The sequence below is a fragment of the Alteromonas sp. KUL17 genome, assembly GCF_006538305.1.
Classification (GTDB): domain Bacteria; phylum Pseudomonadota; class Gammaproteobacteria; order Enterobacterales; family Alteromonadaceae; genus Alteromonas; species Alteromonas macleodii.
Genome location: NZ_BJKJ01000021.1, coordinates 1 through 13,916 on the forward strand (window position 1 = coordinate 1; position 13,916 = coordinate 13,916).

Below are 13,916 nucleotides of genomic sequence, written 5' to 3' on the forward strand. Positions count from 1 at the left end.
ACTCGAGCGGCTTTTTTGTGTCTGCAGTTTCTTACACGTGCTTCCATAGGCTTAAGCGTGTTCATTATCAGCGCCGTTGAAGACTAGCGTCTTGTATAAATCAGCGTAGGCATCGGTCATCCTTTCTATACCAAATTTACTTGTTACAAGCTTATACAAGGCCTCTCCATATTGTGCTCTTTTATCAGGGGCTTCAATTAGACTAATTAAGCTCTCCCCAATTCCGTCAATATCTCCCGGCGCTACCATAACACCTGTTTCCTTATGCTTGATAACTTCGGGTATTCCCCCTACAGGACTAGATAACACTGCACATTTATTAGCACCTGCCTGAAGTAAAATATCGCCTAAACCCTCTGAATAGGAAGGATGAACTAGAATATCTACATTAGGGAGTATTTTAGCTACCTCTTTAGTAAAACCGCAAAGCTTCACATGCTCGTCTAGCTTGTGGCGTTCTATAAGTGATTGATAGCTCTCTTTTAGATTTCCCTCGCCAAACAATAAACAGGTTACATTTTCATGCTTGTTCAATACATCGTGCATAGCCAAAATGATATCCGCTTGCCCTTTTTGAGATATGTACTGAGCGAAGTTTGCAATGACGATATGGTCTTCAGGAATAGAGAATGTACGTCGCAGCCAACCGCTATCTTTGCGTTGGGAATACTCTGTTAAGTCGACTGCTGGATATATAACGCGCTGATGTTCTACGCCTTCACAATGTAGTGAAACCACTTTCCTCACACCTTCAGATACGCTGATAACTGCATCGAATTGTTTGTACTTATAAAATGAAAAGTGAGTTTCGGGGTTATCTATTCGCCTTGTGCAAACCGTAGGCACACCTGAAATTTTGGCGAGCATGGCACCCCATACATCCGAACCCCGTTCGCTGTGCACATGAATAATATCTGGGTTAACCCCATTTACGACTTCCAGTAAACGCTTTACACATAGGAAGTCTGACTCACCGGCATACTTAATGGTATGCGTTTCACAATACCCAAAAGCCGTATGACGAATCTCACTGTCTTCAGCGCAAACCAAGTGAAGTGAAATATCATCATGGTGCTCTAACGCATTGATGAGGTATGCAACTTGTTCTGCGCCACCGTGAAGATGTATGCCAAGTTCAATGTGAAGAACGCGTATACTCAAATGCCTTCCTTAAAATTTATTTAATATTCTGTATACGCTGCTTTTTTATTTAAGACCGTTTTTTTGCGGCTTTTCTTATATGGTTGTGGTTACATCTTGCTGTTTAAACATCGCTATACGCATAAAGCGAGTGATCAATATATTATTGCCTTTCTCATATACACTATTTACTTACGTATAGGGTCGCTTTGCCCTAGACGCGGGCTATTTAGCCACTACAATGTCGAAAGAATCTATCGGGAACTGCGGCACTAGATAGCTAGAATTACCTGCTTACCTCTGGGAGTGGGTGTTTCGCAGTGCCCAGCACACCGTATTTGAAAAGCATAATTCAACATCGATAGTCGATCACTTGTAGTCGTGCCGTCGAAGTATCTGTATCAAAAAGGATGTATTTATGGTTGTTGCCAATACACGTGGCTATAAACCTACTCTACTTGAAACGCTCTGCCGGTGGGGATATTCGCTTGTATTGGCGATTGCCATTCCCTTCGCATTTATTCATTTATTAATAAAAGCCACGAAAACAAGCGATGACTCACATCGAGGGAGATTTGAGCGTTTTGGCATAGTTCCAAAGCCGCTCAAGCAGAATGGCTATTTGTTTCACTGTGTTTCAGTGGGAGAAGTCGTGGCTGCTTCATGCGTAATAAAGCGAATAATGCAACACGAGCCAGACGCGCAAATAACCGTTACTACAACCACGTCTACAGGCTCTGCTCGCGTTCGAGATATATTCAAAGACACTGTTCACCATTTCTATCTGCCTTATGATTTGTCGCTGACTATGTCTTCAATGCTGAAACGCATTAAGCCCAAAGCAGTAATGATTACAGAAGTTGAACTATGGCCAAACCTAATTCACGTGTGCTGGAAGCGCAATATTCCCGTTATGGTAATAAATGCTCGCATGACTGAGCGCTCGGCTAAACGTTATAAAAAAATCGGACAACTATTTAACCCTATGTTGGCTAAGCTATCTCACGTATGTGCTCAAGGGCAGAGAGACTATGATAATTATGCATGGCTTGGTGTTGCGCAAGATAAGCTAACCCTCACGAATAATATTAAGTTTGATCAAGCCGCAAATACAGCGAGCTCTTCTGCACATTTTCTTGGGTTAGCTAAGGGTGAAAGGCCAATACTAGTTGCAGGCAGCACGCACGAACCTGAAGAGAGCGTTATCGTTGAATCTGCAAAGGTTTTATGGAAAGAGAGCCCTCAACTACGGGTGATTATTGTCCCTCGCCATCCAGAGCGCTTTGAAGCCGTAGCAAAATTACTTGAAAAGCATAATCTGAACTTCGTCAAAAGTTCAGAGGTAGATAACGTTCCAAACGATGTGAACGTTATCCTGTTGGATGAAATGGGTAAGTTAAATCATGCTTATGCGGTAGCAACATTTGCCTTTGTTGGCGGCTCTATTGCCGATAGAGGCGGCCATAATGCGCTTGAGCCGGCAGCATTCTCGTTGCCAATAATGATGGGGCCACACACCTATAATAACCCTGTTATCTGCGAATATTTAAAAGAATGTGGCGCATTAAGCATTGTAGAAGATGCTTCTCGCGTTTCTTCAACGGTACAAGAATGGCTTGAATCACCCAGTAAAGCTGAAAAAGCGGGAATGGCCGGTAAAAAGGTACTACAGGATAACAGCGGCGCGTTAGATTCTACTTTAGCGTGTATACATCGCAGTATTCGTTAAATGCCGTCAGTCAAAAACAGCAACTCGTTGTTATTGAACAAAAAAGGAACCCCGCATTTGTGCGTCTGATGCACCAAATTAGGCGCTGTGACAGCTAAAAGATAATGAATAGGGACTTGGTTTTTAGCTATCTATTTGATTATAAAAGGATTGTCAAAGTTGGTTCGCTGCTTGCTATAAAGTGTGCGACAGCGTAACAACAGTAAAATCCAAATAAATATGCACCTTTTAAAAAGGGCACTGCGTTGCGCGTTTTCCAGGGAGAGACCTCCTGCCGGTGGGCAGGAGGTTTTCTTACTTTTGCACTTCTACTTTTTCTTCTTTTCGTTCTGGTTCAATCAAGCTAATCACACGCCATCCTGCTTTAGGCTGAATACTGTTACCGTTGATAAAAGTATAGCTCTTACCTTCAGCGTTGATTGCAATGAGAGGTGTAGCGCGCTCACCATACTGTTTAATGTACTGCTCGTAAGTAAACTCTTCAGATAAACGGGTGGTTTTCACCATTGAGTCACGGGCAATGGCCGATGCTAAATACCCATAAGTAACACCTTCATCGAACAGAGTAAGTTTTTTCGCGTATTGTTCGCTAACTTGGTGACTTGGTCGCGTAGATTGTTCGTTATTTGTCAGCGCCCATACTTTGTCTTTGCCCATCGTGTATTCAAAGTGATAAGCAATAAGTGGGTTAAGCTGTTTATAAGGCGACATAATCAGCACGGTCCCGAATGTATTCAGGTCAAGATGTCGTGCTGCATGGTCAGACATTGGGTTGCCAAAATATACTGGGATATCCTTCATACGCGCTTCTCTTATTGCGTCCCAGTTAGTATCTGCAATGGTAACGTCTAGTTTTTGGTTTATCATTTCCGTCGCTAAAGCGCGGTTGAATTTACTGCCACCGAAAATCAGATAGCCAGTTGGCGCAGGCGCTCTCACCTTAAGTAGCGACGCAACAGTGCGTGAAGTAAGGCTCTGTACCACTACTGTTGCAATAATCACCATAAAGACAATAGGAACGATAATACCCGCGCCTTCATAGCCAATTTCTTCAAGCTTTAAAGAGAAAAGGGCTGATACCGCCGCTGCAACAATACCGCGAGGTGCAATCCAGCTTAGCAAGGCTAATTCGTTTAACTTGAGTCCGGTACCAACGGAGGACGCCAATACGGACAAAGGCCGAGCCACAAACATAATGGCGGCAAGCACTACAACGGAGCCCCAACCTACATCCACTACCGATTGTAAGTTCAAACGCGTGGCAAGCAGAATAAATAAGCCTGAAATAAGTAAAACACTGAGGGTTTCTTTAAATTCAAGAATGTCTTCTACGTCTACGTCCTTCATATTGGCCAGTACCATACCAGAGATGGTAACGGCCAAAAGGCCAGACTCGTGCGCAACATAATTAGACGCTGCAAACACACCCAGAATAACGGTTAACACTGCGGTGTTAAGCAAATAGTGCGGTATCCAGTCTTTGCGAATAGACAGACCAAGCAGATAGCCAGAAGCGAGACCAAGTACGGAGCCAATTCCAATGGTTTTGCCAAACGCTATTAGCGTATGGGTAATGGCGGTTTCTTGCGATGCAACGATAAACTCGAAAACCAGTACGGCGAGCAGAGCGCCGATAGGGTCTATGACAATCCCTTCCCAGCGCAAGATATTGGCCAAATTCGTTTTCGGTCGCACGGTTCTGAGCATGGGCACTATAACCGTGGGGCCTGTTACGGTAACAATGGCTCCGAATAGGAAGGATAGCTGCCAAGTAAGATCAAGACTGTAGTGCGCTGCAGTGGCTGCGACAAGCCAGGTTACAACCACGCCCACAGAGCAAAGGTTTCGAACCATGTTTCCGTGACCCGCGATGTCGCTGAACTTCAGCGTCAGTGACCCTTCAAAAAGAATAATGGCAACAGAGAGAGAAACGACAGGAAACAGCAAATCACCGAATAAGTCGTCCGCGTTGAGCACGCCAAAAACAGGGCCAACCACAATACCGACAATTAACAACGGTAAAATAGCAGGGAGCCTAACCTTATAGGCTAAGTATTGGCAGGTAATTGACAGCAATCCAACTGCAACGAGTGAAAGAAGCGGGTCTGACAAAGTGAGTCCTTAACGTGTTGATATTATTCCATGGTATATCAGCCTAAACATTTGTCATACAGAGACTTTAGGCCAACCTATGTTTATAGCGATATACGCTTGGGCTAAGAGTTTAGACCAATAGACCTTATTTAGCGCACTAAAATGCATGTTAGAGAGTGGGTAGGTTTGATATTATTCGTTACTTATCGTTCTTTTCGGAGCCTTTCATTGAGCACTCACTTTAAATTCGCGGCGTTATCAGCATCGCTTGTACTAGCATCGGCATGCGCGGTTCAATATCCCATCCCTTCTGCACAGTTACAAATAGAAAATATCGTTGAGTTGCCGGAAGAACTTTCAGAAACATCGGGTCTATTTTGCGAAACGGACGGCATGTATTCATTAAATGACTCAGGTAATGCTCCCGTCATTTATCGTATAAATTACCAGGGTGAAATTATTGAACGAACGCGCTTACCGCTCACCAATAAAGACTGGGAAGCAATAACCGCCGACGCTTCATCGTTTTACATTGCGGATGTGGGAAACAATAAAGGCAAAAGAGAGCAGGTCGAAATACATAAAGTAAACCGCTCAAATGTAAATGACATCACCTCTATTACGTTGAAATACGAGGGTAATGACGCTTCGAATAACATTCCTTATGCACATGATTTCGACTCAGAGGCGATGGTTAAGCATGGCGATGACCTGCTTCTTTTTTCTAAAAGTTGGAAAACAGGTATAACCCATATTTATAAAGTGAACGAAGACGAAGCTGAGCAAACCATTAGTACGTTTGCGTCCATTGATGGACTGCCGGGCGTGGTAACTGGGGTAGACTTCGATCAGCGCCAAAATAGGTTTGTTATCACCGGCTACAAATCAGATCCATTTGGAAACTTTGCTACTTTCATGGCTCAAGTATCAAGCGACTTTGCCCTTCTTGATGTATGGCCGCTTAAGCAATATAAACAAGTTGAAGGCATATGCGTGGATAATAGCGGCACATATTGGTTCAGCGAAGAAGCTACTGAAGGGCGCAAAGCATCGTTGTCTAGCGCCAGAGTAATGCCATAACAAGAAGCGCCATAACAAGTAGCGCCAAAACAGGCAACGCCGCAACGAGCAACGCCATAAAAAAGGCGAGCTGATTGATGTCTGGCAGCCAATCCCCCCAAGCTTATTCACGGTTGTGAATAAGCGCTCTTTCATTGTCAGCAGTTGTTCTTTTAAAGTTATCTTTTAGTCGATGTTAGTAAAATGGCTAATACCCAACTGCCTACTTTCCTGTCTATACTGCAATTGTGATCGAATAAGTTGTAGCCAACCACAATTTGAGAGGCAGCGAAAAATGAGACGATTGAACCAGTCCTTTTTAGCAATGTGTATTTGCCCGTGTTTTTTATTGGCGGGTGCAGCAAATGCTTCCGTAGTTGAAAAAGCACAGGAATGGCTCAACAAATACTCAAGCAATGACGACACGTTTTCCTTAACCCTCACCAAAAACAAAATTAAGTTCAAAGGCTGCAAACAAAAGCAGTATCAACTTGCATTTAGCCAAAAACTGGCGCCAATGTTTAACGTTGAAGCCATTGTCCATTACAACAAAGGGTTGCTTGACTACGGTGTTATGTCTCAGCGTGTCAGAAGCCACGAATTTGAAGTGGTTAGCTGGTGGGATAGAGGTGATTATCGGTTGGGGTTAAGCCATAAAGTACGCCCCCGTCATGAGATGAGCATTCCGGTTGCCGATACAATTCGTCTGCCTACCAGTACATCAGCAGGCCTTTATGTAGAAATTCCATTCAAGGAAGACAAGCACCTTCTTACTGTTGGAGCTATGAGAGAGTCGTGGGAAAGTGAAGGAGCATCAATGCAATTGCCATGGCGCTCCAGCCGTGACAATCAAGTAAAAGTAGAATACGCCATCACTTTCTAAATGATGGCGCATAAGGTTGTATTATCTCACCGCTTTGCCATTCATAAGACATAAGTAAACTTAAAGTTTAAATCTGCTCACTTCAGACGAGAGTTCTTGCGCAAGTTCATCGAGCTTGTCACTCACGCTAACCAATATCTTAGTCGCATTCAGGGTTTCTTCACTTAATGCACTAATGTCATTAATGTTTCGACTGATATCTTCAACCACAGTAGCTTGCTCTTCCGTAGCCGTCGCTACTTGCGTGTTCACATCATTAATGTGAGCAATCTCTTCGGCGATATCTTGAAGCAGTTTGTCTATTTCATTGGTTGCGGTTACCACATCGGTTGTGCGTGCTCGACTTGACTCCATTTGCGAAACGGCAGATTTAGAGTCTTGCTGGAACTTATCGATCTTCACCTGTATTTCATCAGTCGCTTGAGCGGCACGTTGTGCAAGTGTTCGCACCTCATCAGCAACGACTGAGAAGCCTCGGCCGTGATCGCCAGCCCGAGCTGCTTCTATAGCAGCATTTAGCGCAAGTAAATTGGTTTGCTCTGAAATACCTCGAATTGTATCGAGGATACCGCCAATGGCTGCGGTGTGTTCATCTAGCGATTGAATAACCCGAGACACATCTTTAATTTGACCCGAAAGACCGTTTATCGCGTGTACTGCACGTTGGGTAATTTCTCGACCGTGAGCGGAATTAGTCGTAGCCATATTCGCATTTTGCGCAGCATGGGTAGCTGACTGGGCTACTTCATTTACCGTACTGCCCATTTCTGTTAGCGCGGCTGCCGCCTGTAAGGTTTGATCGCGCTGGCTCTTGGTTGAGTTTTCTGTTTGATGAGACTGCTTCGCAACATCTTGTGCTGACGCCTTTAGTGCGTGACTTGTTTTCGCCACTTGCGAAATGGTGCCGTGAAGGTGATCAATAAAGTTATTGAACCCTTCCACTAATCGGGCAATTTCCTTTTGTTCTGGCATAGGAATACGAGAGCGTAAGTCGCCTTGTCCTCTGCCAAGCTGCTGGAAAACATCGGCCAGTGATTCAAGTGGCTTGGTAAGCGTGCCTGCTAGCCAAATACCAATAAGTGCGAAAGCGCCTGCTATCACCAAAGCCCAAATAATAATCTGGCGGCTGCCTGCATTTAGCGATGCGTAGAGCTCATGCTCAGGTACTTGTGCAACCACGTACCAACCGGCTTTTTCCACATAGGTACTGGCAAACAGTTGCGTGTCGCCCGCCGCGTCACTGGTGGCCATAGCAAAGCTCTGACGATTGAGTAGTTGCCCTGATGTGCTTGAATCGCTTATGGACGCTAACTTAGCCTTTCCCAATAACTCGGTATTGGGATGAGCGATAATGGTGCCGTTTCCGTCAACAAGAAAGACAAAGCCGGTTTGCGCAATTTTCACCGCATTGATGATATCTAGCAGCTCATCGACCGATTTAGCGACACCCGACATACCTCTGCCGTTTACTTGCTGGTAATTCGCAAAAAGTCGGTAACCTTGACCCGGTTCGTTGTATAGGCTTAGTGAAATTGGTTCGCCGCTATTTTTGTAAGCGAAAAACCACCCATCAAATTCATCGTTTTGTAGCACCCGTAAGAAACCATCTTGGTTCCAATATTTGTAGGTGGTTCTGTCTACAAATGAGGCTACCGTTAAATCGTTAAATTCAACGATATTACTTAAATAGCTAAGGAGACGGCGTTCGCCAGCGCTATCTGCGCCTGCCGACGACCAGGCAAGAATGTCGGGGTTAGAAGCAATGCCGTGAGCAACGGTAAGCATTACACTTGCTTCCCTGTCCACTCGGTTACCAACCTGTTTAAGTAATGAAGGAAGCTGAAGTTCTTCCATGTTCTCTTTAACGAGATCACGGGCAATCCATTGGCTAATAGAACCTACAAGAATAGCAGCAGCGAGCACCGCCACAATAAGAGAAATAATGAGTTTTTGTTTTATACTGAAAGTCATGACTTTCGACCACGTAAGTTAATGCTGAAATTTATGATCAAGGGTGACGTGGCATTGCAGGCACAGCAACGTCTGATACTGAGTCCTAGGCGGGTCAGTACTACTCTCTGATTCTTACGCTAGTGCTATTGTTATTTTTAAAGCGCAGACAAGTTATCGACCTTTTCCCTGCAAAGTTTATACATTTTGCTAGGGCAAAGAGATTGTGAAGCATAATTGACCAATAGGTCAATAGAAAGATGAGGCTTTACAAAAACGTCAGTTACAAAAAAGCCCTCTGCTTTACGAAGAAAACAAGAGGGCCAATGGCGTACTGAAGCTAAATATTTAATTAGCCACAGCTAGGGCCTGTTGCTCTTTGATGTAGAGCGAATAACAACAGGACCTAGGAAGGGTAAGGACGTTAACTTACTCTTTGCTTTCCTTAGGAATAGGGAACCCACGGTCACGCATCAATGCGTCTACCTTGGCGTCACGACCACGGAACTTGCGATATGCTTCAGCTGGATCCATTGCGTTACGTACGGCGAATAGATATTTCACTAACCGATCGCCTACTTCTTTATCGTAGAAACCACCCGGTGCTTCCATAAAGGCTTCTGCTGCGTCAGCAGTAAGAACCTCTGCCCACATGTAGCCGTAATAGGCCGCAGCATAACCTTCACCCGAGAACACGTGACCGAAGTGAGGTGAACGGTGACGCATAACGATTTCTTCTGGCATACCAAGCTTCTTAAGCTCTTCACGCTCAAAAGTATCAGGGGCAATCTTGCTAGGATCGGTAGTATGATACTTCAGATCCATAATGGCAGAAGCCATGTACTCAGTGGTTTTGAAGCCTTCATTGAAGGTTGAGGCCTTCTTAATCTTCTCAACTAGTTCTGCTGGAATTGGCTCGCCTGTTTCATGGTGAACCAGATAGTTGTTGATTACCTCATCGGTGGTCAACCAGCGCTCTAATAACTGAGACTGGAACTCAGTGTAATCGCGTACGCCAGAATGCGAAGACGGGTATTCTACGTCAGACGCTAAGAAGTGAAGAGCATGACCAAATTCATGGAAGTAGGTTTCAGCATCATCCCACGAAATAAGTGTAGCTTCGCCATCAGCACCTTTCACGAAGTTCGAGTTGTTTGAAGACAATACGGTCTTCTTGCCATCGAACGTGGTGTAAGAGCGATACGTCGTTGCCCAAGCACCAGAGCGTTTACCTTGGCGTGAGAATGGGTCAAGGTACCAAAGACCGATATGCTCACCGCTGTCTTTGTCAGTTACTTCCCATACTTTCACGTCTTCGTGGAAAACGGGTACTTTGCCTTCTTCAACAGGTGTGAAGTTGAAGTTGAACAAGCGACCTGCAACGTAAAACATCGCTTCGCGCAGCTTATCAAGCTGTAAGTACTGCTTTACTTCGTTTGAATCTAGGTCGTACTTCGCTTGGCGCACTTTTTCTGCATAGAAGCGGTAGTCCCATGGCGCAATAGTGATGTCTGCACCTTCTTCATCGGCAATGGCCTGCATGTCGGCCACTTCTTCTTCAACGCGAGCAATAGCGGCAGGCCATACTTTCATCATCAGATCCATGGCGTTTTCTGGGTTCTTCGCCATACGATCTTCTAAACGCCACTGTGCGTAATTTTCGTAACCTAACAGCTCAACGCGCTCATCTCGAAGGATTAGGATGCGCTTGATAATGTCATTGTTATCAAACTCGTCGGCATTGTCACCGCGGTTGTAGTAAGTACGCCATACTTTTTCGCGAAGCTCACGATTGGTTGAGTAGGTCAAGAACGGGTCCATAGACGAACGCGTATTGGTAATCGCATACTTACCTTCTTCGCCGCGAGACTCTGCTGCCGCTTTAGCTGCCTTTACAAACGAAGCGGGTAGGCCGTCAAGCTGGTCTTCAGTAATATAAGTAACGTAGTTTTCTTCGTCTGCTAGCACGTTGTTAGAAAACTTGGTGTGCAGAGTAGCAAGTTCTTGGTTAATTTCAGCATAGCGCTTTTTCGCTTCGCCATCTAACGTTGCACCGTTGCGCGCGAAGCTGTTGTAAGTCATCCACGTAATACGCTGTTCTTCTGGCGTGAGCGATTTCAGTTCATCAGACTCGTACACCGTTTTCACTCTTTCAAAGAGTTTTTCATTTTGCGTAATTTGAGTGAAGAAAGCTGACAGTTTTGGTGACATCTCGGCCTGAATTTCGCGGAATTCAGGGCTAGACTTGTTTGAGCTCCAAATGCCGTAATACGTGAATAAGCGTCCAAGCTCTGCACCTGCGCGCTCCATTTCAACAATGACGTTTTCAAACGTTGGTGGCGCTTCGTTATTTGCGATGGCTTCGATCTCTTTAAGATTCAGTTCCATGGCTTTTTCTAGCGCAGGCTTCAAATCTTCCAAATTCATTTTATCGAAAGCAGGCACGCCACCGTACGGGCCTTTAAACTCTTGAAGCAGCACGTTATCAAACTGTGCTTGTTGAGATGTCGCTGTATTTTGTACATCTGTGCTGGTGGTCTCAGGTGCTTTTTGTTCTGAACATGCACCGAGTGCAACCACAACCGCCATAGCGGTGAGTGATGATTTAAATTTACCCATGAGTTTTCCTGTCTGTTTTTATCTATACGTTTTATGACAAAAACCATCTTAAGATAATGTAAAAATAAGTTAAATGCTCTTTAACGTAATTCCTTGCAGCACAGCGGTTTGAAGAGAAATCGCGCTGATATGTAATTCGTCGAAATTGGTCAAATTTTGATTGGCTTTATGCTGGTTGGAAATTACACTGCGCGCGTTCTGAATAGCTGTCTTCCGCAGCTCGTAAACCACTGACTTTTTTACTGTGATCATCATGTTTGAATTACTTCTTCACGCGTTTCCCGTTGCATTCGCTTTGGCTTCCTTTTGGTCGAACACTGAACGTAAATTACTGCTACTGAATTTAGGGTTATGTATTGCTATTGGCTCACTTTTGGTTTTCGAGCAAGCGTGGGGAGGAGCTGTAGTAATTACGGTGGCGGGGCTGAGTACCAGTTATCGTTTAATAAAACAAAAACTACTATCTCCTGTGGCAACCTACATTACATTAATCTCTATGATGGTTATTGTGCTGACGGTGAATAACCTAACCGGTAAAACATCGTTAGTTGAAGCTATGCCGGTGTTAACTTTTATGGCATACCGGTTTGGCGAACTTCACTGCAAGGAAGCGGGTTTAAGGGTATGCATGATCATTGGCTCCATCAACTTCACTGCGTACGGAATAATTACGCAAACGTGGGGATTAGCCATTACTGAAGCCCTGTTTGCAGCCTCGAACCTGTGGTATTACATGAAGCTAAGACGTGCCATGCGCACCAGCCCTGTTTGAAGCGTAAAGTAGTTCATGTCAGACCGATAACTGCACTAACTTAATGACAAGAAAGTGGACGTATTGAAACCGTTGCTTGTATTGAAACCATAGCCGCTTTGTGATTTATTGCGTCTTTAAAGGGAATCAAAATTTCACAGGGAAGACGATGCAACGCAAACCCATCGACAAGGCACTATTTCTTGGTGTTCCAGTGTTTCTACTGGCTCTTTTTATTTTAAATATCACCGCAGAAGGTGAAGTTAAACTCGCGGCTACCCTAGGTAGTGTTGGGCTATGTATTGGCTTTTTCTCTTATTTAAGAAGCAGGCGCTTCGGCAATAGATATCCCATTGAAAAATTGATAGAAAAAGATGGTGATGTTGTAGTGTTTCAATTTTTACATGGACTTGATCGCCAGCCCCTCAGGGTTAACGCCAATACTATCTATGCGCTTAATTTCTCTCACCATTACCTTGGAGTTATCTTGGAAAAGGGCAACGGCAGAGGGTTTGACTTTCACTATCCTCATAAGGAAGCCGCAATAAAAGCGAGACTTCAAGAGGTGCTTGGTGATGATGGGTTTAACAACATAAAAGTGAATGTATAGATAGAGCAAAGGTAGTTTTAAATGGAAGCCCGTGAGTAGTTTTTACTTGCGGGCTTTTTTATTTTATCAGTATAAAAACTTACGCAAACACCACGGTCTTATTTCTGTGAATAATCACGCGGTCTTCTAAATGGTAGCGCACGCCATGAGCCAGTGCGGTTACTTCACAATCTTTACCTTTGCGCACCATGTCAGCCGCGCTATCGCTGTGACTAATGCGTTTTACGCTTTGCTCAATGATAGGCCCTTCATCTAAGTCTTTAGTAACGTAGTGACAGGTTGCACCAATTAATTTCACGCCGCGATCATAGGCTTGCTGGTATGGCTTAGCGCCTGCAAAACTGGGTAAGAAGCTGTGATGAATATTAATGGCTTTGCCTTCTAATTCTTGGCAAAGGGTATCAGGTAAAATCTGCATAAAGCGAGCAAGCACGGTCAAATCAATCTTGTACTCTTGAAGTAAAGTCGTGATTTGCGCAAAAGCGGCTTCTTTCCCTAACGCTTTAAAGTCTACCCAATGGAAAGGGACTTTGTACCAGTCTGCAAACTGTTTCATTTGCGGGTGGTTACCAATAATAACCGGAATATCACAGTGTAGTTCGCCTGTGTGCCAGCGGTGAAGCAGGTCAACTAAACAGTGAGACTCAAGGCTGGCAAGCAGAGCGACGCGCTGTTTTTTGCCGGAGTCGCTCAGCTTCCAGTTCATCTGATATTCGTTAGCAAGTGGGGTGAACTCTTTAACAAAGCTCTGGTGATCTAATTTTAGCGAGTCGGTACTAATTTCATGGCGCATGAAAAAGCGGCCGGTTTGTAAATCGGTATGGTGACTTGCTTCAACGATGGTTGCGTTATGGTCGGCTAAAAATTGCGACACGCTAGCAACGAGCCCGATTTGATCAGGGCAATCTATAACTAATCTAAATGTTTGTTGCATGTGGGCAGAATGGTTAAAAAAACAGGCTATCTTTTTACCCGTGACGCCAGGCGTTGTAAAGGCTAAGCGCCACTTAAAACCAGCTTAAATTGCTATAACTCATAATCATGCTGGGTCTTTAGCAATTTCTGGCTTTAAAAGAGCGCT

The 13,916-nt window shown here is 44.5% G+C and carries 11 protein-coding genes; 5 read left to right on the forward strand and 6 right to left on the reverse strand.

What is annotated here, in order from left to right; all coding sequences use genetic code 11:
* Positions 1–51: 51 nt before the first annotated feature.
* Positions 52–1,161, reverse strand: coding sequence for a glycosyltransferase family 4 protein (locus tag KUL49_RS15980; RefSeq protein ID WP_131137922.1), 1,110 nt, complete (start codon positions 1,159–1,161; stop codon positions 52–54).
* A 397-nt stretch (positions 1,162–1,558) separates the two neighbouring features.
* On the opposite strand from KUL49_RS15980, the gene waaA reads away from it, so the two are divergent.
* Positions 1,559–2,869 carry a lipid IV(A) 3-deoxy-D-manno-octulosonic acid transferase gene (gene waaA / locus KUL49_RS15985; protein WP_131137923.1) on the forward strand — a complete coding sequence of 437 codons (1,311 nt, stop codon included), beginning with the start codon at positions 1,559–1,561 and terminating at the stop codon, positions 2,867–2,869.
* 294 nt (positions 2,870–3,163) lie between these two features.
* Here the strand turns inward: waaA and KUL49_RS15990 are convergent, their stop codons facing one another.
* Positions 3,164–4,981 carry a sodium:proton antiporter gene (locus KUL49_RS15990; protein ID WP_014975447.1) on the reverse strand — a complete coding sequence of 606 codons (1,818 nt, stop codon included), beginning with the start codon at positions 4,979–4,981 and terminating at the stop codon, positions 3,164–3,166.
* A gap of 210 nt (positions 4,982–5,191) precedes the next feature.
* Between KUL49_RS15990 and KUL49_RS15995 the strand changes: the two genes are divergently transcribed.
* Both KUL49_RS15995 and KUL49_RS16000 read left to right on the forward strand, forming a co-directional pair.
* Positions 5,192–6,043: a hypothetical protein gene (locus KUL49_RS15995; RefSeq protein WP_131137924.1), complete on the forward strand. Its 852-nt coding sequence runs from the start codon at positions 5,192–5,194 to the stop codon at positions 6,041–6,043.
* Positions 6,044–6,317: 274 nt separating this feature from the next.
* A complete protein-coding gene (locus KUL49_RS16000; RefSeq protein ID WP_131137925.1) occupies positions 6,318–6,905 on the forward strand; it encodes a hypothetical protein in 588 nt (195 codons plus the stop codon).
* Between the two features lie 60 nt (positions 6,906–6,965).
* Here the strand turns inward: KUL49_RS16000 and KUL49_RS16005 are convergent, their stop codons facing one another.
* From KUL49_RS16005 to KUL49_RS16015, 3 genes are all read right to left on the reverse strand, one after another.
* The gene (locus tag KUL49_RS16005) at positions 6,966–8,876 is read right to left on the reverse strand and encodes a methyl-accepting chemotaxis protein (RefSeq protein WP_131137926.1); all 1,911 of its coding nucleotides are present in this window, start codon (positions 8,874–8,876) and stop codon (positions 6,966–6,968) included.
* 408 nt (positions 8,877–9,284) lie between these two features.
* On the reverse strand, positions 9,285–11,474 hold the full coding sequence (locus KUL49_RS16010) for a M3 family metallopeptidase (protein ID WP_131137927.1): 2,190 nt from the start codon (positions 11,472–11,474) through the stop codon (positions 9,285–9,287).
* A gap of 69 nt (positions 11,475–11,543) precedes the next feature.
* Positions 11,544–11,729 carry a hypothetical protein gene (locus KUL49_RS16015; protein ID WP_014975451.1) on the reverse strand — a complete coding sequence of 62 codons (186 nt, stop codon included), beginning with the start codon at positions 11,727–11,729 and terminating at the stop codon, positions 11,544–11,546.
* Between KUL49_RS16015 and KUL49_RS16020 the strand changes: the two genes are divergently transcribed.
* Entirely contained in the window at positions 11,728–12,246 is a 519-nt protein-coding gene (locus tag KUL49_RS16020; protein WP_014947990.1) for a YgjV family protein, read from the forward strand. The genes KUL49_RS16015 and KUL49_RS16020 overlap by 2 nt on opposite strands.
* Positions 12,247–12,394: 148 nt before the next feature.
* On the forward strand, positions 12,395–12,835 hold the full coding sequence (locus KUL49_RS16025; RefSeq protein ID WP_131137928.1) for a hypothetical protein: 441 nt from the start codon (positions 12,395–12,397) through the stop codon (positions 12,833–12,835).
* 79 nt (positions 12,836–12,914) lie between these two features.
* Here KUL49_RS16025 and purU read toward each other — a convergent pair whose 3' ends face one another.
* Positions 12,915–13,769: a formyltetrahydrofolate deformylase gene (gene purU / locus KUL49_RS16030; RefSeq protein WP_131137929.1), complete on the reverse strand. Its 855-nt coding sequence runs from the start codon at positions 13,767–13,769 to the stop codon at positions 12,915–12,917.
* Positions 13,770–13,916 lie beyond the last annotated feature (147 nt).

Excerpts from the sequence above, each read along its gene's own strand:
- KUL49_RS16010 (WP_131137927.1), bottom strand. The coding sequence starts at position 11,474 with ATGGGTAAATTTAAATCATCACTCACCGCTATGGCGGTTGTGGTTGCA.
- KUL49_RS16015 (WP_014975451.1), bottom strand. The coding sequence starts at position 11,729 with ATGATGATCACAGTAAAAAAGTCAGTGGTTTACGAGCTGCGGAAGACA.
- KUL49_RS16000 (WP_131137925.1), top strand. The coding sequence starts at position 6,318 with ATGAGACGATTGAACCAGTCCTTTTTAGCAATGTGTATTTGCCCGTGT.
- KUL49_RS16025 (WP_131137928.1), top strand. The coding sequence starts at position 12,395 with ATGCAACGCAAACCCATCGACAAGGCACTATTTCTTGGTGTTCCAGTG.
- waaA (WP_131137923.1), top strand. The coding sequence starts at position 1,559 with ATGGTTGTTGCCAATACACGTGGCTATAAACCTACTCTACTTGAAACG.
- KUL49_RS16005 (WP_131137926.1), bottom strand. The coding sequence starts at position 8,876 with ATGACTTTCAGTATAAAACAAAAACTCATTATTTCTCTTATTGTGGCG.
- KUL49_RS16020 (WP_014947990.1), top strand. The coding sequence starts at position 11,728 with ATGTTTGAATTACTTCTTCACGCGTTTCCCGTTGCATTCGCTTTGGCT.
- purU (WP_131137929.1), bottom strand. The coding sequence starts at position 13,769 with ATGCAACAAACATTTAGATTAGTTATAGATTGCCCTGATCAAATCGGG.